The sequence below is a fragment of the Williamsia sp. 1135 genome (genome assembly GCF_002095395.1).
Lineage (GTDB): Bacteria > Actinomycetota > Actinomycetes > Mycobacteriales > Mycobacteriaceae > Williamsia.
This window is the reverse complement of sequence record NZ_MJEI01000091.1, coordinates 1-21,664: the sequence shown is the minus strand read 5'-3', so window position 1 is coordinate 21,664 and position 21,664 is coordinate 1. Positions and strand designations below refer to the sequence as shown.

Genomic DNA, 21,664 nt, shown 5'->3' with positions numbered 1-21,664 from the left:
TGGGGGCTGATGTCCTATTTTGAACGGCTCGGAGCCAAGACCTTCCGTCCCACCCCTCATGTCGGTGGCGCCTGGAACCTCGAGGAGCAGCACATCGCGCCTGCGCTGGGGCTGCTGGTCCACGCCGTCGAATCCGATCGCGACGCGCGGAGAGACGATCGGCTCACCATCTGCCGACTGTCCTACGACATCCTCGGTACGGTGCCGCTCGCGCCCTGCGACGTTGCGGTCACCGTTCTTCGAGGAGGGCGGACGATCGAGTTGGTGGAGGCCGTTCTCGGTCACGCCGGACGGGCGATAGTCCGGTTGCGCGCCTGGTTGATGCGATCGGGGGACACCGATACGCACGCCGGTACGTCGCTGGGGCCCATCGAACCGCCTGAGGCATTCGAGGCCTGGGATCCGTCGAGCGTGTGGCCGGGCGGTTTCATCGCCTCGGTCGAGGTCCGGCGCAAACAGATGGATACCGGCAGGGCTGCGTATTGGGTCCGCACCATGCAGCCGCTGGTCAACGATGAGCAGGTCAGCGTTTTGGCGTCCGTTGCGGGACTGCTCGACATCGCGAACGGAATGGCGGTTCGCGCTGATCCACGTGAAATCGCTTATCCAAACCTCGATCTCACCGCACACCTGTTCCGGCAACCCACGAGTCGATGGATCGGATTCGACACGTCGGTGTCGTTCGGGCCCGACGGGGTCGGCCTGACCAGCAGCACCTTGCATGACGTATCCGGTCCGATCGGGACCCAGTCGCAGATACTGACCGTTCGGCCGTTCTGATCACTTGTCACCCGCAGTTGGTCGACAGATACACGCGCTTTGGCCGCCACAGGAGTTTGTGGCGGCCAAAACTGCGCTGATGCTACGCGTCGCTGCCGGTTACGATTGCCTCGGCGATATCCCAGAGCGCGTTGTCTATGGACTCGATGAAGTAGAAAATCGCAGATAGCATAAGGGTCCTTCCTCGACCATTGATGTGTAATTCGGTGCGGACAAACCATCAATCACGCGTCCGTACAGATGTATTCGTCCCAATCTCCGGACCCCTGGCAATAAGTGCAGGTGGGTTCGGAGTTCAATCGAGAGTGGCGCTGAGATACCAGTTCAGGCCCGCTGAATGTTCATACTGTTTCGATGAAACACTATGCGTTTCTCTGTACCATAAATATCACAAACGCCGTGGTGTCCACAATGGAAATCGTAGTTTTCTACACCGCTCAATAGTTTTCGAAGCCAAGAGTGATGTCGGGTAAAGGCCGTTTACGGAGATTCTGTTTCGCGGCAGCTGTACCTGATTGCGGGCACGCCGCAGCACCGCTGTGGCCGCAACTGTCGCGAAGTTGGCCGCGACTGCGATAGGGATCGATGCTGATCGACCCTAGGTTGAGTAGACCATGATCTACGTCACAGTCCGTGCTCTACGCACCATCTGACCAGCGAAGATCTGCCACCCAGGTCGAAAGGCGATGTACATGGCATTGGACGAGGTCAGCCAGGGGTTCCTCGCAGAGATGGCGGCGTCGCGCACTCCACCGGTACATGAAGGCACACCTGCGATCGCGCGGATGTCTGGAATGGTCTTTGCCGGTATGAGCGGACGCGGCCCGGACGTCGGCGAGGTCCGGAACGTGCGCCTCGACACGCCTGACGGCGACACGATCCGAGTACGCGCAATCATCCCCGAGGGTGCTCCGCGGTCGGTCATCGTCTACTTCCACGGAGGAGGTTGGGTGATCGGCGACATCGACCTGCAGTACGACCATCTGGCGCGTGACCTGGCGAACCGCACCCAGTCGACCGTGGTGCTGGTCAACTACCGCAAGGCACCCGAGCACCCCTTTCCGGCCGCCCTCGAGGACGGCTGGCTCGGGCTGTTATGGGCCGCGGACAATGCCGGCGATCTCGCCTCCGCCGACATGCCGCTGATCGTCGGCGGTGACAGTGCCGGCGGCAACATTGCCGCAGTGTTGACTCGGTGGGCTCGCGACCGCGGAGGCCCCAGCATCGGATACCAGGTCTTGGTGTACCCGGTCACCGACTGCGACCTCGATCGCGACTCCTACCTCGCGCCCGAGAATCAACTACTTCTCAGCAGGGACACGATGGTCTGGTTCTGGGGTCACTACCTCGAGGACCCGGATGAGCGTAGGAATCCCGATGCCTCACCCATCCGGGCCGACAGTCTGGCGGGGCTGCCCCCAGCGCTGGTATACGTCGCCGAGTTCGATCCACTTCACGACGAGGGCGTCGCATATGCCGAAGCCTTGAAGGCGGCCGGGGTGCCGGTGACACTCGAAGAAGCTTCCGGACAGATGCACGCCTACTTTCAGATGGCCAACATGTTTCCCGGCTATCTCACAGGAATCGAACTCGTTGCCGAGTACATCGGAAAGTTTCTCGCAGACAACGGGAAAGGCGAATAAACATGGTCGATCACGACGTCGTCATCATCGGTGCGGGGTTTTCGGGGCTGTATCAACTGCACAAACTCCGCACACTGGGCTTTGACGCCACCATTCTCGAAGCAGGCCCTGAGGTGGGTGGCACCTGGTACTGGAATCGTTACCCGGGCGCCCGCTGCGACATCGAATCGATCGAGTACTCCTACTCGTTCGACCCCGAGTTGGAGCAGGAGTGGAACTGGTCCGAACGCTACGCCGCTCAACCCGAACTCCTCGCCTATATCCGGCATGTCGCAGAGAAGCACGACCTGAGGAAAGACATCGTCTTCGGGACACGCGTGACCGCTCTCGAATTCGGCGACGACTCCTGTCGTTGGACGATTCGTGCCGACGACGGTGTCGACCGCACTGCACGCTTCGTCATCGCGGCGACCGGGTGCCTATCGGTACCGACTCAACCCGACATCGTCGGCGTCGACGACTTCGATGGCGATACCTACTGGACATGGAACTGGCCAGAGGGCGGCGTCGACCTGACGGGTAAACGAGTGGCTGTTGTCGGCACCGGGTCATCAGGGCTGCAGACCATCACCGCCATCGCGCCGGATGTCGCGCACCTCAATGTCTTTCAACGTACCCCGGTGTTTGCGGTCCCGGCGTTCAACCGCGACATCGATGACGAGCTGGCCGAGGTGAAGTCGCGGTATCGCGAGTTCCGTGCCGAGAGCAAGGTCACGCGTGGGGGTGCGCACTGCGCCGATCCCGAACCGAAGTTCTTCGACGAGTACAGCACCGACGAGGTGATCACGGAATTGTCACGTCGGTGGACTGACGGCGGATTGTGTTATCAGCAGTCGTTTCTCGATCTGGTCCAGGACCCTTCGGTGAACAAGGCGGCAGCCGACTTCGTCGCAGACCGGATCCGTGACAAGGTGAACGATCCGGTTCTCGCCGAAAAGTTGATACCCACCACGTATCCCATTGCGACCAAACGTATGTGCGTCGACACCGGATACTTCGAGGTGTACAACCAAGACAACGTCACGTTGGTCGACCTGCGTGAGGATCCCCTCCACCGCGTCACGGCTCAGGGCATCGTCGCCGGGAACACCGAGCACGAGTTCGACGTCATCATCTTCGCCACCGGCTTCGACGCGATGACCGGCGCCTTGCAGGCCATCGACATACGGCATGGCGAGGTGACGCTGAGGGAGAAATGGTCGGAAGGGCCCCGAACGTATCTGGGTCTGATGGTGGCGGGACTACCCAACCTGTTCACCATCACCGGTCCACAGAGCCCGTCGGTGCTGTCGAACATGCTCACCTCCATCGAGCAGCACGTCGACTGGATCACCGACGTGCTCGAGGTGATGCGTGACCGTGGTCAGCGCCGCATCGAGCCTGAAGTGCAGGCGGAGAACGGTTGGGTCGACATCACCAACGACACCGCGGACATGACCCTCTTCCCGCAGGCAGCTTCCTGGTACATGGGCGCCAACGTGCCCGGGAAACGACAGGTCTTCTTGCCCTTCGTGGCCGGCGTCGACGTGTACAAGCAGATCTGCGATGGTGTTGCCGTCGCGGACTATCACGGCTTCGAGATCACCGCCTGACGTCAGTTCGGCCGATGCGGATCGTCCCAGCGCCGCATCGCCCGGGTGAAGCTGGACCAGTCACGGTAGCCCAGCCGTTCCGCGATCTGGGTGCGGGGGAGCGAGGTATCGCGCAGCAGGTCGTGGGCGACGCTTCGGCGGGTGTCGTCGTGTATCTCCCGATAGGAGGTTCCCTCGCGGGTCAGGCACCGCCGGAGGGTCCGACTCGAATACTGCAGTGCGGCTGCGCATTCGTCGAGTGTGTGGTCGAGGGTGGGCAGGGTCATCAGATGCGCGCGCACCCGGCCGGCGACCCCACCGGAGCGGACGCGCTCGGCGCGTATGCGTTCGCAGTGGCCCACCATCACCGCTTCGGTGTGTTCGTTCGCCATCGGCAGCTGCCAGTTGAGGTAGTCCTCGTCGAAGATCAGCTCGGTGCGATCCTGATCGAACAGAACCGGGACTCCGAACACTGTCCGGTACCTGGCGAGCCCGTCAGGTGGTGGTGCTTCGTGCTCGAAATGAACCACTTGTAGCGGGTCTTCGGATGTGTGCGCAAAGAGTTCGCGCTGCATCTGCAGGCTGGCGCTGATGTCACGCTCCACCACGAAACAGGCGATGTCGTCGGGAACGTTGTCTGTTCGTAGCGTGAGCGCCCACCGATCTCCGGGACGGAGTTCACCGTGGATCGTCGAGAACGCGAAGGTCAGCGGAGAATACCGAAGACCCAGGCGGACCATGTCGGACACGACCGAGCACGTCATGAGTAGGTAGCCGTAGTACCCGTATGCCGTCAGGTGATAGTCCCGGCCGACCTCTACGCCCAAGCCGGGCCGGTTGTCGAAGGTGGTCAGAAGGTTACGGATCACGGCTATCTCTTGCTGGGCCTCGATCAGGTGCTCGGCGTCGGCGAGTGCCTCGGCGCTGATACCGGTACCGGACAACAACGTGGCCGTGTTGCAGCCGCGGCGGGCAGCCCAATCGCAGATCAGGGACACCCCGACCGTTGTCCGCGGGTGATCCCACGGATCAGTGGTCGCCGCGAAGATCCGGTGAGAATCATGGCCGTCGACAGGAGAATGACTGATGACGGCATCGCTCATGTAGCGGGTCCCCGGTGCATGTGACCAGTATCACGATCGAGAGCGTGCGAAGCAACAACGTGCGTCGACGCCGGTATCGGTCTCGCACTCAGGACGAGACGACCGACAGGTTGCCACCGGAGACCAGCAGTGCCTGGTCATCGGCGATCAGACGCAAAGTGAATTTCTCGCCGTAGAGGCGAACGACCTCGTCGACGACCGCGGGTCCGGAGACTATCCCGTCGGCGTGCGGCACGATGACCTCGTCGATCCAGCCGAGCCCGGTCGTGGAGTGCAGTCCGGTTGCCTCCGTGGGGTCGTCGAGCAGACCGAGTGGTTCGATGTCGGCGCCGATGACGCAGGCACCGGCACTGGCACCGATGTAGGGGAGACCTGCCTCCACGTGTGCAGTCAGCTTGTCGGCAAATCCGGTGCGTCGCATCGCCGCGAGCAGATGGAACACATTGCCCCCGGAAACAAAGACCGCGTCGACGGTGGCCAGAGCCTTCTCCATGTTTGCCGCGGTCATGGCTTCGATGTCGAGTTCCACCGTCTGCCAACCCTGATCGTGAAGAGTGGTCCGGTCGAGATCGACCCAGGCGCGATCGTCGTAGATCGACGACGCGGTCGGGACGAATCCGATCCGTGCGCCAGGTCCGGTTCGGGGCGTCAAGAAACCCGGAACCGCCGACAACCAGCGGCTCACCAACAAGAGTTCGGCCACGGCAACAGCGTGTCACGCCGGGTGGTGGGTCATAGGCCCACGGTCTGTCCGCCGTCTATGACGAGGGCGTGGCCGGTGGTAAATGCGCCGAGGTCTGAGGCGAGCCATTGGACGGCGGAGGCGATTTCTTCGGGCCGTCCCATCCGGCCGACGGGTTCTTGGGCGGTGACGCGTGCTCTTCCTTCGGCGGTGCCGCCGGAGAACCGGTCCATCATGGGGGTTTCGATGATGCCGGGGCAGATGGCGTTGACGCGTATCCCGGCGGCGGCGTAGTCGAGGGCGGCGGATTTCGTCATGCCGATCACGCCGTGTTTGACTGCGGTGTAAGCGCTTTGGCCTCGTATTCCGATGACGCCGGCACCGGAAGAGGTGTTGATGATCGAGCCTCCTCCCGTCTGGAGCAGAAGCGGTATCTGGTGCATCATGCACAGAAAGACGCTGGTGAGGTTGACGGCGACGACGCGGTCCCAGCTGTCTTCGCTGATGTCGGCCAGAGGCGCGACGGGTTGCTCGATGCCGGCGTTGTTGAACGCAATGTCGAGGCGCCCGAACGTGTCGACCGTCGCAGTCAGTGCCGCCGTTATGTCATCGCTGCGGGTCACGTCGCAGCGCAGTCCCAGGGCGCGACCGCCCTCCTGCTCGATGAGGTCGGCGGTGGCTTGTGCACTCTCGCTGCTGATGTCGGTGGCCGCGACGTGGGCTCCGGCGGCGCCGAATGCCATCGCGGTGGCGCGACCGATCCCGCTGCCTGCGCCGGTGATGAAGGCGACCTTTCCGACGAACTCGTTGCTGGTCATGGGTTGTCCTCTCGGTGAGTCGAGCCGGGCTAGATGGTGAGCAGAACTTTTGTGGCGCGGCGCTCGTCCATTGCCTTGTAGCCCTCGGCCGCCTGCTCGAGGGGAAGGGTGAGGTCGAAGACTTTGCCGGGATCGATGGTGCGGTTCCAGATGAGCTCGATGAGTTCGGGGAGAAACCGGCGGACGGGGGCGGGCCCACCGTGTAGGTGGATGCCGGAGAAGAACAGTTCGAGGCCGGGCAGGTCGACGTCGTGGGAGACCCCGACGTACCCCAGGTGCCCTCCTGGGCGGGTGGAGCGAATGGCCTGCATCATCGATTCCTGGGTGCCGACGGCTTCGATGACCGAGTGGGCGCCCGGGCCGTCGGTGAGTTCCTTGATCTTCGCGACACCGTCGTCACCGCGTTCTTCCACGACATCGGTGGCTCCGAAGTCACGGGCCAGCTGCTGGCGGTCGGCGTGGCGGCTCATGGCGATGATGCGCTGCGCACCGAGCTGCTTGGCAGCGAGCACTCCGAGCAGCCCCACGGCGCCGTCGCCGACAACCGCGACAGTCTTGCCCGGGCCCGCCTCGGCTGCCACAGCGGCAAACCAGCCGGTACCCAGGACGTCGGATGCCGCGAGCAGCGACGGGATCAAGTCCGCATCGGGCTGTCCCGGGGTGGCGACGAGGGTCCCGTCGGCGAGCGGGATGCGGGCGAACTCGGCTTGGGTACCGATCTCGCCCATGATCTGCGCGTGGACGCACCGCGATTGGTAGCCGGCCTGGCAGATCTCGCAGGTGTTGTCGGAGGCGAAGAAAGATCCGACGACGAAGTCACCGACCGCAACGTTTTTCACCGCGTCGCCGATCTGGGTGACGGTGCCGACGTATTCGTGACCCATCGGGATGTGATCGGCGGGATCGTCACCTCGGTACGGCCACAGATCGGACCCGCATACACACGACGCGGCGATCTTGATGATGGCGTCGGTCGGTTCGATGATCACCGGGTCGGGCCGGTCGCTGACCTGCACGACACCAGGCTTGCTCAGAATTACTCCACGCACGTGTTTCTCCTTCATCGAGTGCTGTTCCTCCACGAAACCAGTTCCCTCTGGGCTGGGGGAGTCACTGTCAAGGGGTGTATTGCCAGGGCATCCCTTGATTGCGTGGGCGGACCTACGCTGGGACACATGGATAACAAGGCCGAGGTACGTGAGTTCTTGATGTCACGCCGCGCCAACGTGACACCGGAGGCCGCCGGGTTGCCGGCGGGACCGAATCGCCGGGTCCCGGGCCTGCGGCGCAGTGAGGTCGCCACCCTGGCGGGGGTCAGTGTGGAGTACTACGCCCGGCTCGAGCGGGGCACCATCGCGGGCGCGTCGGCGTCAGTGCTGGATGCGATTGCCCGCGCTCTCCAGCTCGATGACACCGAACGTGCGCACCTGCTCGATCTGGCTCGTGCTGCCGACGGGATCCCGACGTCGGGTCGACCGCGGCGGCGAAGTTCCAAACCCGCTGCGCCGCGGGTGAGTTTGCAATGGGCACTCGATTCCATCACTGACGGCGTCGCGTTTGTCCGCAACCAGCACCAGGATCTGTTGGCAACCAATGAGCTCGGGAAAGCCTTCTATTCGCCCGTCCTCGGCGATGGCGGGCGCACGCCCAACCTCGCCCGATTCCAGTTCCTCGACCCGGCCTCGCGCGACTTCTATCCCGAGTGGGACCTGTTCGCCGAGATGTGTGTCTCGATCATGCGGGCCGAAGCAGGGCGTGACCCCTTCGACAAGGGGCTACAGGATCTTGTCGGTGAATTATCGACGCGCAGTGACGTTTTCCGCACGCTATGGGGCGCACACAATGTGCGGACCCACGGTTCGGGCTTCAAACGCTTCAACCATCCGATCGTCGGTGAGGTGAGTCTGGCGTACGAAGAACTTGTCATCACCGCAGATCCCGGCTCGATTCTCATGGTGTACACCGCCGAACCCGGATCGCCGAGCGCCGAGCAACTTCGACTGCTCGGCTCATGGGCCGCAGATCACGCCGAGACTCAACGCCGACCGGCGCCGCACGGAGCCACCGAGTGAGTAGCGACAACTTGCCGAGCCTGCATCGAGAGTGGGCACGGGCTTTCGGAATCAGTTGGCCGGTAAGGCCTTTACATCCAACAGACACAGAAAGAGAATCATGCGAATAGTTCGCAGCTCGATTGACACTGTCAAAGGTCCGCAGGACTGGTTCACCGGAGACGTGTTCATCGACGCGGTGGCTGCTGCGCCCGCCCCGTCTCGGGTGTCGGCAAATCTGGTGCACTTCATGCCCGGCGCCCGGACGCACTGGCATCGCCACGCGCTCAGTCAATCGGTTTTCGTGACAGAAGGAGTCGGATTGTGCCAACGGCGCGGCGGGCCCATCGAGGTCATCCGACCTGGCGACCGGGTGCTGTTCGAAGCCGACGAGGAGCACTGGCACGGGGCAGCACCCACTCGACTGATGGTGCATCTGGCCATCAACGAAGGTGACGACGAGCACGCAGTGGTGCAGTGGCTCGCACCGGTCAGTGATGAGGAGTACGGCCAGGCGCCGTCGCTGACCGACTGATCTCTCCCGCGGGGTTGGCCGACAGAGTTCAGCGTGCAGCTGGTGTCCGGATCTGCTCGGCTCAGCCCCTGCGGGTGTCAGGACGCGCGGTGGCGCACCCAAGTCGCAACGACGTGTAACACCACGCCAATCGCGAGGAGAAGGCCACCGAACATCCACACCTGTGCACTCTGCTGCGTGAGCAGCAGCACGCACGACGCCACCCCGAGAATCGGTACGACTGTCGGGACGCGGAAGTGTTTGTGCTGCACACGATCGCGCCGCAGGACGAGGACGGCGATGTTGGTCGAGATGAAGACGAACAGTAAGAGCAACACCACCGTCTCGGCCAGCGTCGACAAGTCGCCGGTGATCGTGAGCAGCATGGCCACGACCGTTGTCGCGGCGATTGCAGCCCACGGGGTGCCTCGGTTGGGTAACACCTTGCCCAGCGCGCTCGGCAGCAGCTTGTTCTCGGCCATACCGAAGGCCAGTCGGCTCGCCATGATCATGGTCAGCAGAGCGCCGTTGGCGACCGCCACGAGGGCGATCGCGCTGAAGACCCAATCAGGTATGCCCACGCCGGACGCGCCGACCACCGCGAGCAGAGGTCCCGACGACTCGGACAACTCAGCAGACGGCAACGCAACAGAGCTCGCGAGACCGACCAAAACGTAGACAACTCCGGCCGTGATCAGGGACCCGAAGAGCGCGAGGGGATACACCCGGCTCGGGTTGCGGATCTCCTCTGCGACATTGGCCGAGGTCTCGAACCCGACGAACGAGTAGTAGGCGATGATCGCTCCGCTCAGGATGGCCAGCGCAGGGGTGGATCCGTCCGGGAAGTCGCCCACCCTGGACACGTCCCCGTTACCGTCGCCGAGCATGATCGCGACGACGACGATGACGATGACCAACCCGCTCAGCTCGACGACCGTCATCGCCACATTGCTTCGTACCGACTCGCTGATACCTCTGGCATTGAGGCAGGCGACCAACGCAAGGAACACCATCGCGGCCGGGACGGCGGGTACGTCGATGAAGGTGGTCAGATACTCGCCGGAGAATGCGAGCGCGAGTCCAGCCGCGCTGGTCACCCCGGCGGCGAGCATGCAGAACCCCACGAGGAACGACAGGATCGGCCACTTATAGGCGCGAGCGGCAAAGACGGCAGCGCCGCCGGCCTGCGGATACTTGGTCACCAATTCGGCGTACGAACCTGCAGTGAGCAGCGCGAGCAAGAGCGCAACGATGAGTGGTGCCCACAGTGCGCCACCAACTTCTTCGGACAGCACGCCCATCAGCGCGTAGATGCCGGCTCCGAGTACGTCGCCCAGAATGAAGAAGAAGAGCAGAGGACCGGTTATCTTCCGCTTCAGTTTCGACTCTGGCTCGTCACCCCTCACCTGAGTACCCGAAGAATTGGCTGCGGCCGTCATTGGCGTCTCCCGTGGTGCAGGCCCCGAGGGCGTGGTTGATCGATCTCGGACAGGATCAGCTGTGTCCTCAGCGATCGTCGCCGGTACGTGTAGCCGCTTCGCCGGGAACGGAAACCTACCCGTCGTCAACGCGTTTAGGAGTCGGGTGGCTGGTTACTATCACGCCGGTACTGACTGTCGGGACGAGATGACGTGGCTGGGAGGCTTGATGTCTGGTGTGGGTGAACTCGACCGAGATGCGTCAGGAGATTCTGGGTTGGGCGCAACTCAGGTGCGGGCGGACCGAGACGAAGCCGGTGCCTCGACCCCATCGGTCGAGCAGGACCTGTTGTGGGGTGACTGGGGTGGGGTGGTCGCCATCACCGCGATCCTGGCGACTGTGATCGTCGTGTTGACGCTCACGGTGGGGGCGTTACCGCTCTGAAGTTTCTACTGCAGCACCGCAAATACCGCATTGCTCGAAGTGACGACGGTTCCAGCGTGCGATCGGGACAAAGAACACCGTGAACTGCTTGAACTCCCGCATGCGCGCCCATTGAGTGGTGTTGTGGCACCGAGGGCATGCTCGAACGCCAGCGGAGCCGAGTTGTTGCCGCTTGAGGCCGTAACCGAAGAACAGGAGCACACCGCCAGCATAGAGATCCGGTCCGTCTTTGATCGGAGCGCGTGACAACGTCGAGTGCACCGATGACTTTCGGGTGGTTGCGCCGTCGATACCTGTGGATGTGCAACAGGCAGGAGCCCGAGCATGAGCAGACGGTATGGAGCGGCGTCGACCTCGGTACGAGCAAATGGTGTGGATCTCGGTGTCGAGAGCTTCGGCCGCGACGACGATCGGTTGGTGCTGCTGGTCGGCGGCACCACGATGATGTCCTGGCCCGACACGCTGTGCGAACGGCTCGCGGACGGCGGGCGGCGCGTGGTCCGATACGACCTGCGCGATTCCGGTATGTCGACCACACTCGACCCGGAGAACCCGGCGTACAACCTGCGAGATCTGGCCGCCGACGCAGCCGCGCTCGTCGAGGAACTCGGCGCTCAGACCGCGCTGCTCGGTGGGGTCGGCGTGGGTGGAATGGTCGCGCAGGTCGCGGCCCTGGACCACCCGGAGGTGTTCTCGGCTCTGACACTTGTCGGCACCCGGCTGGTCGCACCCGGACCTGTCGACGAAGACTTGCCCGACCACGACCCGGCGCTCATGGCCGCGTTGTTCTCCCGGCCGATGCCGGATTGGTCGGACCGAGATGCCGTTGCGGTCTTCGCGGCCGAGGGTGCCGAGGAGGTGGGCGACGACCCGGAAGAGGCGCGGGCAACAGCGGTCCGCATCTGGGACCGGACGACGTCGACGGATCCTGCGGTGCACCAGGCGAACCAGCTCGGCATGGTGTTCTCCCGAATCGATTGCGCTCCGCGCTGGCGAGAGCGTCTTGGTGAGCTCGACCTACCCACGCTTGTCGTGCACGGTCGCGCCGATCCGTTCTTCCCAATGGGCAACGGCGAGGCACTTGCCGCCGAGATCCCAGCGGCGCGACTGCTTGTCCTGGACGAGATGGGTACCGCCCTGCGGCACGCCGACGCTGACCAAGTCGCTGCCGCCATGCTTGCCCTGTCGCCTGAGCATCCCGCGTGGGCGGGGTAGGCGAGATACACGTGCGCGGTTCGTGACCGCGCGATTGATGCAGGCACACATCTCATCCCGCGGGGTCTCACGTCGCGTACTGCACGCTCAACTTGGGGTGGTGGCGACTGCGGGGCTGCAGAGCGCCGATCCAGTGCCCATCGAGGACGGTGGCGACGAAAATGCTGCTGTCGACCTGGATCGTGGTACCGAGGTATAACCGGCCGTTGATGACTGCTCGGCCGCGGCCCAGTACGGGGAGGTAGTCGTCGGGTGGACCGGGGTTGGACACCACCTCTCCGATATCCCAGGCGAACGGATCCGTTCCCGTGGCATCTCTGACCGTGCGTACCGCATTCTCCAGAAGTAGTGCGGGATAGACCCTGCGTTCCGCGGGATCACAATCGGGTTGTGCGGTGGAATGAGTCGACACCGTTGTCAACCAGATCCGGTGCTCGTCGTCCCACGCCCATCGGGTCACATCGTCTTCACCAGATGTGTGGGTGGGCAGCCACCGGGCGAGTTCGTCGGTAAACCACACGCCGACAACGTCGTTGACTGTCTTCATCGGAGAACTCCTGGATTCCCCGAACGTGTTGTGCCATGAACGAATGTCTCGCGGGTATCGGTCGAGTGTTCTCCGATGGCGGGCTCGGCTGCTGCGAAGGCGGTTTCGAGGTCGGCGAGTCGACCTAGGGCACGGAATGCGCCGGCCATCAACGCCACCGTCATCAGAGTGGTCACAGCGACCGTGCCGATCGAACTGCCGATGATGATCTGAACGCCAACCATCAGCAATAGAGCGTTGGCCACAGCGGCCGCGGCGAGTGCTGCCGTGTCCGCTCGAGCCGTGTCGGTTGGCTTGTGGGATGGGTTACTCATGCTCCTCTCGCTTTCGGTGAAACCCACACGCGTACATCGAAAGGTCGTCACCCACCACGGGGTGACGGTCGGTGGTGGTGGTGCCGCCCCAGGTCTTGGGCGGCACCACCACGTGGTCGGGGTTGTTGGTCGCGTTCGTGGGGGCTATCTGGAGGCCCGGCGTCAGCCGCCGGCCGGTTCGATGGACCGGGCGCCGCCGCTGTGTTCGATCTCGATGCGGCGTGGCTGGGCCTTCTCGGCGAGCGGGATGGTCACCGACAAGACCCCGTTGTCGTAGTGCGCGGAGATCGCGGTGGGGTCGATGCCATCGCCGAGGGTCAGTTGCCGTCGGTAGGAGCCGAAGGGTCGTTCGTTGGTCAGCCACTGCACGCCCTCGTCAGAGCGCGCGGTGCGTTGCGCGGACAGGGTCAGGACCCCGTTGTCGACGCTGACGTCGACTGATCCCGGGTCCACCCCGGGCAGGTCGGCGGTCAACAGGTAATGGCCGTCGAGTTTGCATAGGTCCATCGGCATGAACCGTGGTGTTCGAGGCGACCCCGCCGATTGCAGCAACCCGCGGGTCAAAGCATCAACATCACCGAAAGGATCGAAACGAAGCACAGCAACCCACCTCCTCCATCTCCGGGCCCGCCACCGGTTGGCGGGCTACCAATCACTGTGCAAAACATGTTTTAGCACTCGCACACGCCGCCCGCAAGACCTCGGTCGAGATGAGATTTCCGGACCGAAAAGACTGCCCCACAGTGTGACTGGGCGCAGAGAGGCATGCGGCACACGCTCGTATCGGCGGTGAGCAAGAGGTGGGATCAAGCGGGGCTCCGAGCATCCTGGGTGCACGCGGGAGTAAGTGGCCGAGCTGCCGGCTCAAGGCATCACCATGGCAGTGCAGCTCCCCAGTTCCGGTCGCGAGGCGTAGAGTCAAGATTTGAAGCCGATCAACGGATTTAAGCGGGATGTCGACGAACGAGATGTTTGCATCGCTACTCAGACGAGAGCAAACATATGTCATCTCCCATTGGTTCAGCCGACCTCCGCGGCCCCAATCTGGCCACAGCGCTGGCCTCGCTCGCCGAAGGGGTGTCGGCCGCCCATGGCGCTGACGACGCCCTGAGGGCGGTGACCACTGCGGTGGTCGAATTGCTCGACGGCGCAGACAGTGCCGATATCCTGGTCATCGCAGGCCGCAAGAAGCAATACCGTTCATACGCTGCAACGAGTGCACTCCCGCGTGAGATGGATGATCTGCAGGAACAGGTGGGTGAAGGGCCTTGCATCGAAGCCGCGACGGGGACCACCGTGGTCCGGGCCGATGACCTGAATACAGAAACCCGATGGCCTGAGTTCTGCAGGGGCGCAACCGCTGCCGGTGTCACCAGCATGCTTTCGTTCAGGCTGTACACCGCACCGAGCGTGTTGGCGGCTCTCAACGTCTTCGGAAAAGCGGCCAACGCGTTCACTGACCGCGACGAAGAGGTCGGGCTCATGCTCGCCACCAACGCGGCGGTAGCGCTGCAAATGGCCAATAGTCGTGAGCAATTCGAGTCGGCGTTGGCAAGCCGTGACATCATCGGTCAGGCCAAGGGCATGATCATGGAACGTTTCCGCGTCGACGCTGTACAAGCGTTCAACCTTCTGGTGAAGCTGTCGCAGGATTCCAATACACCCGTTGCCAAGCTCAGCGCCCAACTTGTCGAGCTGGGCCCACCCACCGTCGAGCAGTAGACCGGCGCGCTTAACGGGCGCGGGCCGCCGCTGCCGCGGGCACGTCGGTGGTGGGAACATTTGCCCATCCGCCGCCGCGACAAACGCCGGCCGGGTGACTTCAGCCGTGGCCGGCGGCGCATCTGGTCGGCTGCTCTTTGTGTGGCAACTAGTCGTACAAGACGTTGCCACCACGCCTGGCCAGCGCATCCAACCCCGCACGGAATTGTCGAAGGTACTCCTGAGAATGCCCCACCCAGTCGGACACCTCCCCAACAACTTTTACCGGCAGACAACTCCGATAAGAATGCGTTGGATTACCAGGAAATTTCTTGTCGGTCACGTTGGGATCGTCTTCCACATCGTCTTGCGGCTCCACGACGTAAACCCGGCACGGACCGTCGCCAACCGCCATCTCCGCCGCGAGAACCGCACCGTCCAACACCTTCGTCATGTAGACGTAATTCGATATGTGCTCGGGACGATAATTCGACCGGTGGCCGGGCACCAGGAAGTCGCCTACCCGAAGATCGGCCTTGGTGCCGTGAAAGAACGCCCCCGATTCATGCACCTTGAAACGTTCCGGCGTATCAGCCATATCTGCCATTGAGACCCCCAAGTCGGATGTTTGCCCGACGATTATGGACGGGGGCCGGGGCCTTGCCGCAAGCCCCCACCCCCGCAGTAACATGAAGAGGGGAGATCTTCAGCTGCCGGAGTTCGAGGGCTCAGCGGCAGCACGACGGGTCGAGTACCTGGCGCAGTGCCTGCAAGGCATCGGTGTGGGCACGGTAGAACACATTCATCCCGCGGCGTTCGGGGCGAACCATCCCGGCCTTCTTGAGCTGCCCGAGGTGGTGGCTGACCGTCGGCTCTGACAATCCGACCGCGGCCGCGAGATCACATGTGCACACCTCACCCGCTTTGTCGGTGAGCAGAATCGACATCAGTTTGATCCGAACAGGATCAGCAAGCGCCTTGAGCCGCAACGCAACTTCGAGCGCTGCCGCGTCGTCCATCGCCGACGCGGAGACCGGTGCGCAGCAGATGGGCGCACTCATGTCGATTACCGGCAACGTCTTGGGCATGGGGCAACTCTACCGAGTTCATTGACATATGTCGAAGAGCTTGGCACTCTAAATCTGTCGATAATTCGATATATGTCTCACAGGTGGAGGTAGTCATGTCCCGTATGCAGCTGGCGCTCAATGTCGATGATCTGGATCAGGCGATCGAGTTCTACTCGAAGCTGTTCAATGTTGCACCGGCCAAACACAAACCTGGATATGCGAACTTCGCTGTCGTCGAGCCGCCGCTGAAGCTCGTGTTGCTCGAGAATCCTGGTCAGGGCGGGACGATCAACCATCTCGGTGTCGAGGTCGACTCGAGCGAGGAGGTGCACTCGGAGATTGCCCGGTTCAGTGGCGAGGGGTTGTTCACGGAGGAGGAAGTCAACGCGACGTGCTGTTTCGCCACTCAGGACAAGGTGTGGGTGACCGGTCCTGAGGGCGAGAAGTGGGAGATATACACCGTGCTTGCAGACTCCGATACCTTCGGGACGAGCCCGAAGTTGCTGGCGGAGGGGGTCGTTGGAGGCGGTGAGCCGTCGGTGTGTTGCGGCAGCTCCGGATCGTCGCAGGACGCAGAGGCCGCGCCGAATACCGGCGCGGCCTGCTGCTGACCATCTGGTCATGACGGTGGGCGCCGGTCGGAGGTACCCACCAAGTCGCTCAGCTCGCGGTCAGGCGGGTAGTGAGGCCTGCGACCCGGGCGGCGATGTCGTCACGGATCACGCGCATGCGGTCGATGCCGTCGATGCCCCGCTGCGAGGGTTCATCGGTGTCCCAGACTTCGACGACGACACCATCTGGTGCGGCGACCTCTGCCGAGCTACCCAGCACGACGATGATGTCCGCGGCGCGCATGAGGTCGTCGGTGAGCTGTCGCGGGTGATGATCGTTGACCTCGGCGCCGACTTCGGCCAGCACTTGTGCGGACAGTTCGTTGACGTGTCCGCCGATGGCGGCCGCGGTGCCGGCCGAAGACGCGCTGATCGCGGCGCCGGCCATCTTTCGCGTAAGTGCCTGCGCCATCACCGATTTACCGCGGTTGCTCACGCAGACGAACAATACCGCCGGGGTAGGGGACATCAGGACACCTCGGAGGCCTGCGCCGCAGTTTGTCGAGGCGTGAAACGTTTGCGTAGTGCCAGGGAGACATAGACAAGTCCTACCAGCACCGGGACCTCGATCAGGGGGCCGACAACACCGGCGAGGGCTTGGCCCGAGGTGGCGCCGTAGGTGGCGATCGCGACAGCGATGGCGAGTTCGAAATTGTTGCCGGCCGCGGTGAACGCCAGGGTGGTGGTGCGCTCGTACCCGAGCCCCATTGTGGCGCCGAGGACGTATCCGCCACCCCACATGAGAGCGAAGTACACCAGCAACGGGATCGCGATCCGGACGACGTCGAGTGGCTGCGAGGTGATTTGATCACCTTGCAGCGCGAAAAGGATGACGATCGTGAACAGCAGACCGTAAAGCGCCCATGGGCTGATCCTCGGGATGAACGTCGACTCATACCAGTTGCGGCCCTTGGTCTTCTCGCCCAGGTAGCGGGAGAAGAACCCGGCAACGAGAGGGATGCCGAGGAAGATCAGCACGGACTTCGCGATCTGCCAGGGGGAGGCGTCGATGGTGGTCTGTTCCAGACCGAGCCACCCCGGCAGCACCGAGAGGTAGAACCAGCCGAGGACGGCGAACATGATCACCTGGAATACCGAGTTGATCGCCACCAGCACCGCGGCGGCCTCGCGATCGCCACATGCCAGGTCGTTCCAGATGATGACCATTGCGATACAGCGGGCCAGGCCGACGATAATCAGCCCGGTCCGGTACTCAGGGAGATCGGCGAGAAAGATCCAGGCCAAGGCGAACATCAATGCTGGACCCAGGACCCAGTTGAGCGCCAGGGATCCGACCAGGAGGCGTTTGTCGCCGGTCACGGTGTCGAGTCGGTCGTAGCGGACCTTCGCCAGGACCGGGTACATCATGACGAGCAAACCGATTGCGATGGGCAGTGAGACACCGTCGACCGAGATGGCCGACAGTGCGTCGTTGAGTCCTGGGATCATCCGTCCCAGGACTAGACCCACGACCATCGCCACGCCGATCCACACCGGCAGGAAGCGATCGAGAGTGGACAGTTTCCCGACGACTGCGGGGTGCTCAGAGGTGCCGGTGGGGCTGCTCATGAGGTGACCAGTGCGACGTCACCGGTGGTGGGGTCGGCTGCGCTCAGCACGGAGGAAAGCTGCTGTAGGGCAGTTGGAATGACCCAGTAGTACACCCAGGTGCCGCGTCGTTCACAGTCGAGCAGCCCTGCCTGGCGTAGGACTTTGAGGTGATGAGAAATCGTTGGTTGAGACAGATCAAACGATCCGGAGATGTCGCAGACGCATGCCTCGCCGCCCTGATGGCTGGCCACCAGACTCAGCAGCCGCAGCCGCACCGGATCGCTCAGCGCTTTGAACATGCGGGCCAACCCGATGGTGTGGTCGGCGCTGAGCGGCTCCTGCATCAGCGGCGAGCAACACACGTCCGGCTCGCTCGACGTCTGGCATTGGTTCGACATCTGTCGATATTGACAGATGTCGAATCAGTCGCACAAGTCGGATCCGACCCGGCCCGCAGCAACTGGCCAAAATGCAGAGTAACGATGCGACAGTGAAGCAAGCTGTCGCATCGTTACCCTGACCAATCCTGAAGAGCTGCTACTTTTTGGGGTCGTCGGCCGCAGCGATCTCTACTTCTGCGGTGGCCTGGATGAGCGCGAGCAGCTCTTTGTCCAGCCCGGGTGAGAATTCTTCCCGCCGTTCCGGCGCGATGGTCATCGGGAACCCTTCGGGCATGATCGCGGTGCTCAGTTCGGTTCCATCATTGCTGGGTGAAGCGCCGCGGTAGAGCTTGGCGGCATCGCTCTGGTTATCAGCGCTGAAGGTGTACTGAATGCTCTGCAAACCCTGGTCGACAAGCTTTTTGACCTCGGGGAATCGTTCGGCGTTCGTCTTGGGAATCGGGAGAATCGAACCCCAGTTGACCCCGAGGCTCTCGAGGGCTTTGGCGAAAGCGTTCTCGTGGGCTTGGTCGCGGACGATGAGGTACGCGATGGTCGAACGGGCTGTCTTGTTGTCGGTCATCTCGTAGATCCGGCACTTCTGCAGGCGGCCGGTGGATTCCAGCATCAAGTTGTACAGCAGGTCCAGGACGAGGTTGCCGCTGTTGTAGACATAGGACCCGGACCAGGGGTTGCCCGCTGCGTCGACCGGTAGCGCGCCTTGCGCGCCGACCAGATAGTGGTGGATGTTGCTGGTATCGAGGGCGATCTTCAGAGGCGTGGCACCCTTTGCGCCCGGCTTGTCGACCGGGTCGGTCTTCTTGCCGCGATACTCCGGTGAGCCGTCGAGGAGCCGCGAGATGGTTGTCCCGATGAGTTCGACGTGGCTGATCTCCTCGGTGCCGACTCCCTGCAGCAGGTCCCGGTACGGCTTGGATGCGGGGTCTCCGCGAAAGTTCATCGACTGGAACAGGTACTGCATCATCGTGCGCATCTCGCCGAACTGCCCGCCCAAACCTTCTTGCAGAGCGTTCGCTGCGGCGGGATCGGGCTCGTCGACTGCTATTTCGTTGATCAATTGCTGAGTGTGTAGGTACATGATTCTCCTCGGGCTCATTTAACGAGGTTCCGGCGCTGCCGGAACGGGTCAGTGGATGTAATCGGGTGGCCGGAAAGTTGCTTTGGGCGCATTCGTCCATGAGCGAGGACGCGGTCACATGAGCGCCCGCAGCGGTTGAGGTCCACTCGGTCGACAGACGCCGCATTCTGGAGCAACTGGTCTCAGTGGTCATACCCAACGCCTCAAATGGCAAACCCCGCACGCCGATACGAGTTTGTGGGGTGACGCGCCGGAAAACGCTCATCGGGCCGGGCGGTGCTGCCCGTCGATCTGGTTCTGGTGCGTAAAGCCTTGGCATGCCAAATGTTCCGGGGCGGACCAGAGGTGCGCCGACGGCGGCGAGAGCGAGGGCGGGGCGGGGCGGTGCGACGGTGCACTGATGTACCGCCCCGACCCTCGTGTTCAGCGTTGTTGGTCGGCGACCGTGGTGGTGGCCTGTTGAGCGTGGTCCTGGAGGTCCTGGGCTGCGGACGCCCCTTCGTCCTTGACCGGCCCCGAACGCGATCTGCCCAGCCGCCAATGGGTTGCCCTGGGTTTGTGCTTTGAGCGCGCCGGGTGCGGACTGTACGGCGTCGGAAGCCGACTGCGCGGTATCAGACACCGACGACTTCGGTGAACTGGCCGCGTCGGAGGTGCCCTGTGCGGTGTCGGTGGCTCGCCCTGAGAAGTGTTGTGGGCGTTGGTGAATGAGATACGCCTACGGTGTAGGCCGCTGAGGTCCAGATCGCTTGTCGGCCCGCCTGGCTGACATCTCGCAGACCCGGTGACCACGCCGCTCCCGAGCGGCACCCCGGCTCTTTTCTGAACCGAAGCGCCTGGGCCGGCCGCCGTGCTTTCGCTGCGGCGCCGACTTATGCGGTGTCTACCCCGATCGCAGATGCACAACACGCAGCTTGCGTGGCACTCGCGCGGTGGACGGCAGATTGCGGTGTGCGGTCGACGCCCCAGCAGCAGAGATCAGGGGCGTAAATCAGATCTGAGGTCATTGCGTGGTCTTGCCCGATGACTTGCGCAGGGCCCGGCCGCGATCGATGAACTTCTGGTCGGTCTCGGCGTTCTTGTCCGAAGCCTTGGTGTCTCGGGGCGGCAGCTGCAGGTGTTCCTCGGCAGGCATACCGGCCTGCAACTGTCGGCCACGTTCGAGTTCGGAGTCGAACTCGGCGCCGAACAACAACGCCAGGTTGGTCAGCCACAACCACAGCAAGAACACGATCACACCGGCCAGAGCACCGTAGGTCTTGTTGTAATTGCTGAAGTTCGCGACGTATAACGCGAACAGTGCCGACGCCACAATCCAGGTGACAATGGCCAGCGCCGCACCGGCACTGACCCACCGGAACTTGGGCTGCTGCACATTGGGAGTCGCCCAATACAGAACCGCCACGATCACGATGACGAACACCAGAACCACCGGCCAGCGAGCAATGCTCCACACCGTCAGCGCGGTATCACCGAGCCCGATGGCATCTCCGATCGATGTCGCGATCGGCCCGCTGACCGCCAGCATCAACGCGACCGCAGCTGCCATGACCAAGGCAACGAGCGTCACCAGCAGCATGACCGGCCGCAACTTCCAGATGGGGCGCCCCTCTTCGATTTCATACATCCGGTTCATCGCCCGGCCGAACGCACCCACATACCCAGACGCCGACCACAACGCGCCCACCAAGCCCAGCACCAGCGCGAACCCGGCGCTGGGCGCAGCGACGAGTTGCTCGATCGGCCCGCGCAACGTATCGACCGCCGAGGACGGGCCGAGATCATCGACCATCTTCAACACCGCATCAGTGGTCTTCTGGCCTTGGCCGAACAGACCGAGTAGCGACACCAATGCCAGCAGTGCGGGGAACAACGACAAGACGGCGTAGTACGTCAACGCCGCCGCAAGGTCGGTGCACTGGTCCCGGGAGAACTCACGCGCCGTCTTACGCAACACGAACCATAAAGAGTGCTTCGTCAGATCGGTGGGCGAATCGGGTTTGCGGGAGTCATCGGGATCAGCCGAGGCGGGATCATCGCGTACCTCAAGTCGCTCACTCATCACACACCCCCCGGTCCCGCGACGAGAACGGGAGTGTCCGATTAACGGTGGATCCGACCTTGGTGTCGGTTAGTTACCGTTTGGGGTGA

Annotated in this window: 25 protein-coding genes; 9 read left to right on the top strand and 16 right to left on the bottom strand. The window is 63.1% G+C overall.

The window, feature by feature from the left end:
- The first annotated feature begins 9 nt into the window (after positions 1-9).
- The 3 genes from BFL43_RS12845 to BFL43_RS12835 all read left to right on the top strand — a co-directional run bounded on the left by BFL43_RS12845 (position 10) and on the right by BFL43_RS12835 (position 4,015).
- Complete coding sequence (locus BFL43_RS12845) at positions 10-780, top strand: thioesterase family protein (protein ID WP_084892932.1); 771 nt, start codon at positions 10-12, stop codon at positions 778-780.
- 692 nt (positions 781-1,472) lie between these two features.
- Positions 1,473-2,423, top strand: a complete 951-nt coding sequence (locus BFL43_RS12840) for an alpha/beta hydrolase (RefSeq protein ID WP_084892990.1) — start codon at positions 1,473-1,475, stop codon at positions 2,421-2,423.
- Positions 2,424-2,425: 2 nt separating this feature from the next.
- On the top strand, positions 2,426-4,015 hold the full coding sequence (locus BFL43_RS12835; RefSeq protein ID WP_084892931.1) for an NAD(P)/FAD-dependent oxidoreductase: 1,590 nt from the start codon (positions 2,426-2,428) through the stop codon (positions 4,013-4,015).
- A 2-nt stretch (positions 4,016-4,017) separates the two neighbouring features.
- On the opposite strand, the gene BFL43_RS12830 is transcribed toward BFL43_RS12835, so the two are convergent.
- The 4 genes from BFL43_RS12830 to BFL43_RS12815 all read right to left on the bottom strand — a co-directional run bounded on the left by BFL43_RS12830 (position 4,018) and on the right by BFL43_RS12815 (position 7,646).
- Entirely contained in the window at positions 4,018-5,097 is a 1,080-nt protein-coding gene (locus tag BFL43_RS12830) for an AraC family transcriptional regulator (protein WP_084892930.1), read from the bottom strand.
- Between the two features lie 88 nt (positions 5,098-5,185).
- Positions 5,186-5,800 (bottom strand): Type 1 glutamine amidotransferase-like domain-containing protein, encoded by a 615-nt coding sequence (locus BFL43_RS12825; RefSeq protein ID WP_084892929.1) that lies wholly within the window; start codon positions 5,798-5,800, stop codon positions 5,186-5,188.
- A 29-nt stretch (positions 5,801-5,829) separates the two neighbouring features.
- Positions 5,830-6,597: a glucose 1-dehydrogenase gene (locus tag BFL43_RS12820; RefSeq protein ID WP_084892928.1), complete on the bottom strand. Its 768-nt coding sequence runs from the start codon at positions 6,595-6,597 to the stop codon at positions 5,830-5,832.
- Between the two features lie 29 nt (positions 6,598-6,626).
- Complete coding sequence (locus BFL43_RS12815; RefSeq protein WP_084892989.1) at positions 6,627-7,646, bottom strand: zinc-dependent alcohol dehydrogenase family protein; 1,020 nt, start codon at positions 7,644-7,646, stop codon at positions 6,627-6,629.
- 126 nt (positions 7,647-7,772) lie between these two features.
- Between BFL43_RS12815 and BFL43_RS12810 the strand changes: the two genes are divergently transcribed.
- Positions 7,773-8,669 (top strand): helix-turn-helix transcriptional regulator, encoded by an 897-nt coding sequence (locus BFL43_RS12810; RefSeq protein ID WP_084892927.1) that lies wholly within the window; start codon positions 7,773-7,775, stop codon positions 8,667-8,669.
- A gap of 100 nt (positions 8,670-8,769) precedes the next feature.
- Positions 8,770-9,183 carry a cupin domain-containing protein gene (locus tag BFL43_RS12805; protein ID WP_084892926.1) on the top strand — a complete coding sequence of 138 codons (414 nt, stop codon included), beginning with the start codon at positions 8,770-8,772 and terminating at the stop codon, positions 9,181-9,183.
- Positions 9,184-9,260: 77 nt separating this feature from the next.
- On the opposite strand, the gene BFL43_RS12800 is transcribed toward BFL43_RS12805, so the two are convergent.
- On the bottom strand, positions 9,261-10,601 hold the full coding sequence (locus BFL43_RS12800) for an APC family permease (protein ID WP_084892925.1): 1,341 nt from the start codon (positions 10,599-10,601) through the stop codon (positions 9,261-9,263).
- 208 nt (positions 10,602-10,809) lie between these two features.
- Here BFL43_RS12800 and BFL43_RS12795 point away from each other — a divergent pair, with 208 nt between their 5' ends.
- Positions 10,810-11,025, top strand: coding sequence for a hypothetical protein (locus BFL43_RS12795; protein WP_143695290.1), 216 nt, complete (start codon positions 10,810-10,812; stop codon positions 11,023-11,025).
- On the opposite strand, the gene BFL43_RS12790 is transcribed toward BFL43_RS12795, so the two are convergent.
- Positions 11,014-11,226: a zinc-ribbon domain-containing protein gene (locus tag BFL43_RS12790; RefSeq protein WP_084892988.1), complete on the bottom strand. Its 213-nt coding sequence runs from the start codon at positions 11,224-11,226 to the stop codon at positions 11,014-11,016. The two genes, BFL43_RS12795 and BFL43_RS12790, sit on opposite strands and share 12 nt — an antisense overlap.
- 123 nt (positions 11,227-11,349) lie before the next feature.
- On the opposite strand from BFL43_RS12790, the gene BFL43_RS12785 reads away from it, so the two are divergent.
- A complete protein-coding gene (locus BFL43_RS12785; RefSeq protein ID WP_084892923.1) occupies positions 11,350-12,240 on the top strand; it encodes an alpha/beta hydrolase in 891 nt (296 codons plus the stop codon).
- Positions 12,241-12,307: 67 nt separating this feature from the next.
- Here BFL43_RS12785 and BFL43_RS12780 read toward each other — a convergent pair whose 3' ends face one another.
- The 3 genes from BFL43_RS12780 to BFL43_RS12770 form a co-directional block, all read right to left on the bottom strand.
- On the bottom strand, positions 12,308-12,787 hold the full coding sequence (locus tag BFL43_RS12780) for a hypothetical protein (protein ID WP_084892922.1): 480 nt from the start codon (positions 12,785-12,787) through the stop codon (positions 12,308-12,310).
- Positions 12,784-13,101, bottom strand: coding sequence for a hypothetical protein (locus tag BFL43_RS12775; RefSeq protein WP_143695289.1), 318 nt, complete (start codon positions 13,099-13,101; stop codon positions 12,784-12,786). The genes BFL43_RS12780 and BFL43_RS12775 overlap by 4 nt, the downstream gene beginning before the upstream one ends.
- Positions 13,102-13,263: 162 nt before the next feature.
- On the bottom strand, positions 13,264-13,701 hold the full coding sequence (locus tag BFL43_RS12770) for an Hsp20/alpha crystallin family protein (RefSeq protein WP_084892920.1): 438 nt from the start codon (positions 13,699-13,701) through the stop codon (positions 13,264-13,266).
- Positions 13,702-14,103: 402 nt separating this feature from the next.
- Between BFL43_RS12770 and BFL43_RS12765 the strand changes: the two genes are divergently transcribed.
- Complete coding sequence (locus tag BFL43_RS12765; RefSeq protein WP_084892919.1) at positions 14,104-14,823, top strand: GAF and ANTAR domain-containing protein; 720 nt, start codon at positions 14,104-14,106, stop codon at positions 14,821-14,823.
- 148 nt (positions 14,824-14,971) lie between these two features.
- Here the strand turns inward: BFL43_RS12765 and arr are convergent, their stop codons facing one another.
- Together arr and BFL43_RS12755 are read right to left on the bottom strand one after the other, a co-directional pair.
- Entirely contained in the window at positions 14,972-15,400 is a 429-nt protein-coding gene (arr, locus tag BFL43_RS12760) for an NAD(+)--rifampin ADP-ribosyltransferase (protein ID WP_084892987.1), read from the bottom strand.
- A 130-nt stretch (positions 15,401-15,530) separates the two neighbouring features.
- Positions 15,531-15,890 carry an Rv2640c family ArsR-like transcriptional regulator gene (locus BFL43_RS12755; RefSeq protein ID WP_084892918.1) on the bottom strand — a complete coding sequence of 120 codons (360 nt, stop codon included), beginning with the start codon at positions 15,888-15,890 and terminating at the stop codon, positions 15,531-15,533.
- A gap of 95 nt (positions 15,891-15,985) precedes the next feature.
- On the opposite strand from BFL43_RS12755, the gene BFL43_RS12750 reads away from it, so the two are divergent.
- Entirely contained in the window at positions 15,986-16,483 is a 498-nt protein-coding gene (locus tag BFL43_RS12750) for an ArsI/CadI family heavy metal resistance metalloenzyme (RefSeq protein ID WP_084892917.1), read from the top strand.
- 49 nt (positions 16,484-16,532) lie between these two features.
- Here BFL43_RS12750 and BFL43_RS12745 read toward each other — a convergent pair whose 3' ends face one another.
- The 5 genes from BFL43_RS12745 to BFL43_RS12725 form a co-directional block, all read right to left on the bottom strand.
- Complete coding sequence (locus tag BFL43_RS12745; RefSeq protein WP_084892916.1) at positions 16,533-16,952, bottom strand: low molecular weight phosphatase family protein; 420 nt, start codon at positions 16,950-16,952, stop codon at positions 16,533-16,535.
- Positions 16,952-18,052 carry an ACR3 family arsenite efflux transporter gene (gene arsB, locus BFL43_RS12740; protein WP_084892915.1) on the bottom strand — a complete coding sequence of 367 codons (1,101 nt, stop codon included), beginning with the start codon at positions 18,050-18,052 and terminating at the stop codon, positions 16,952-16,954. The genes BFL43_RS12745 and arsB overlap by 1 nt, the downstream gene beginning before the upstream one ends.
- Positions 18,049-18,432, bottom strand: coding sequence for a metalloregulator ArsR/SmtB family transcription factor (locus BFL43_RS12735; RefSeq protein ID WP_084892914.1), 384 nt, complete (start codon positions 18,430-18,432; stop codon positions 18,049-18,051). The genes arsB and BFL43_RS12735 overlap by 4 nt, the downstream gene beginning before the upstream one ends.
- A 139-nt stretch (positions 18,433-18,571) precedes the next feature.
- Positions 18,572-19,513, bottom strand: coding sequence for a manganese catalase family protein (locus BFL43_RS12730; RefSeq protein WP_084892913.1), 942 nt, complete (start codon positions 19,511-19,513; stop codon positions 18,572-18,574).
- A gap of 1,003 nt (positions 19,514-20,516) precedes the next feature.
- On the bottom strand, positions 20,517-21,575 hold the full coding sequence (locus BFL43_RS12725) for a YihY/virulence factor BrkB family protein (protein WP_084892986.1): 1,059 nt from the start codon (positions 21,573-21,575) through the stop codon (positions 20,517-20,519).
- Positions 21,576-21,664: the final 89 nt, after the last annotated feature.

What these genes read in the sequence shown, in the direction of transcription:
- BFL43_RS12845 (WP_084892932.1), top strand. Translation starts at nt 10, where the DNA reads ATGTCCTATTTTGAACGGCTCGGAGCCAAGACCTTCCGTCCCACCCCT.
- BFL43_RS12840 (WP_084892990.1), top strand. Translation starts at nt 1,473, where the DNA reads ATGGCATTGGACGAGGTCAGCCAGGGGTTCCTCGCAGAGATGGCGGCG.
- BFL43_RS12835 (WP_084892931.1), top strand. Translation starts at nt 2,426, where the DNA reads ATGGTCGATCACGACGTCGTCATCATCGGTGCGGGGTTTTCGGGGCTG.
- BFL43_RS12830 (WP_084892930.1), bottom strand. Translation starts at nt 5,097, where the DNA reads ATGAGCGATGCCGTCATCAGTCATTCTCCTGTCGACGGCCATGATTCT.
- BFL43_RS12820 (WP_084892928.1), bottom strand. Translation starts at nt 6,597, where the DNA reads ATGACCAGCAACGAGTTCGTCGGAAAGGTCGCCTTCATCACCGGCGCA.
- BFL43_RS12810 (WP_084892927.1), top strand. Translation starts at nt 7,773, where the DNA reads ATGGATAACAAGGCCGAGGTACGTGAGTTCTTGATGTCACGCCGCGCC.
- BFL43_RS12805 (WP_084892926.1), top strand. Translation starts at nt 8,770, where the DNA reads ATGCGAATAGTTCGCAGCTCGATTGACACTGTCAAAGGTCCGCAGGAC.
- BFL43_RS12800 (WP_084892925.1), bottom strand. Translation starts at nt 10,601, where the DNA reads ATGACGGCCGCAGCCAATTCTTCGGGTACTCAGGTGAGGGGTGACGAG.
- BFL43_RS12795 (WP_143695290.1), top strand. Translation starts at nt 10,810, where the DNA reads ATGTCTGGTGTGGGTGAACTCGACCGAGATGCGTCAGGAGATTCTGGG.
- BFL43_RS12785 (WP_084892923.1), top strand. Translation starts at nt 11,350, where the DNA reads ATGAGCAGACGGTATGGAGCGGCGTCGACCTCGGTACGAGCAAATGGT.
- BFL43_RS12780 (WP_084892922.1), bottom strand. Translation starts at nt 12,787, where the DNA reads ATGAAGACAGTCAACGACGTTGTCGGCGTGTGGTTTACCGACGAACTC.
- BFL43_RS12775 (WP_143695289.1), bottom strand. Translation starts at nt 13,101, where the DNA reads ATGAGTAACCCATCCCACAAGCCAACCGACACGGCTCGAGCGGACACG.
- BFL43_RS12765 (WP_084892919.1), top strand. Translation starts at nt 14,104, where the DNA reads ATGTCATCTCCCATTGGTTCAGCCGACCTCCGCGGCCCCAATCTGGCC.
- arr (WP_084892987.1), bottom strand. Translation starts at nt 15,400, where the DNA reads ATGGCTGATACGCCGGAACGTTTCAAGGTGCATGAATCGGGGGCGTTC.
- BFL43_RS12755 (WP_084892918.1), bottom strand. Translation starts at nt 15,890, where the DNA reads ATGCCCAAGACGTTGCCGGTAATCGACATGAGTGCGCCCATCTGCTGC.
- BFL43_RS12750 (WP_084892917.1), top strand. Translation starts at nt 15,986, where the DNA reads ATGTCCCGTATGCAGCTGGCGCTCAATGTCGATGATCTGGATCAGGCG.
- BFL43_RS12745 (WP_084892916.1), bottom strand. Translation starts at nt 16,952, where the DNA reads ATGTCCCCTACCCCGGCGGTATTGTTCGTCTGCGTGAGCAACCGCGGT.
- arsB (WP_084892915.1), bottom strand. Translation starts at nt 18,052, where the DNA reads ATGAGCAGCCCCACCGGCACCTCTGAGCACCCCGCAGTCGTCGGGAAA.
- BFL43_RS12735 (WP_084892914.1), bottom strand. Translation starts at nt 18,432, where the DNA reads ATGTCGAACCAATGCCAGACGTCGAGCGAGCCGGACGTGTGTTGCTCG.
- BFL43_RS12730 (WP_084892913.1), bottom strand. Translation starts at nt 19,513, where the DNA reads ATGTACCTACACACTCAGCAATTGATCAACGAAATAGCAGTCGACGAG.
- BFL43_RS12725 (WP_084892986.1), bottom strand. Translation starts at nt 21,575, where the DNA reads ATGAGTGAGCGACTTGAGGTACGCGATGATCCCGCCTCGGCTGATCCC.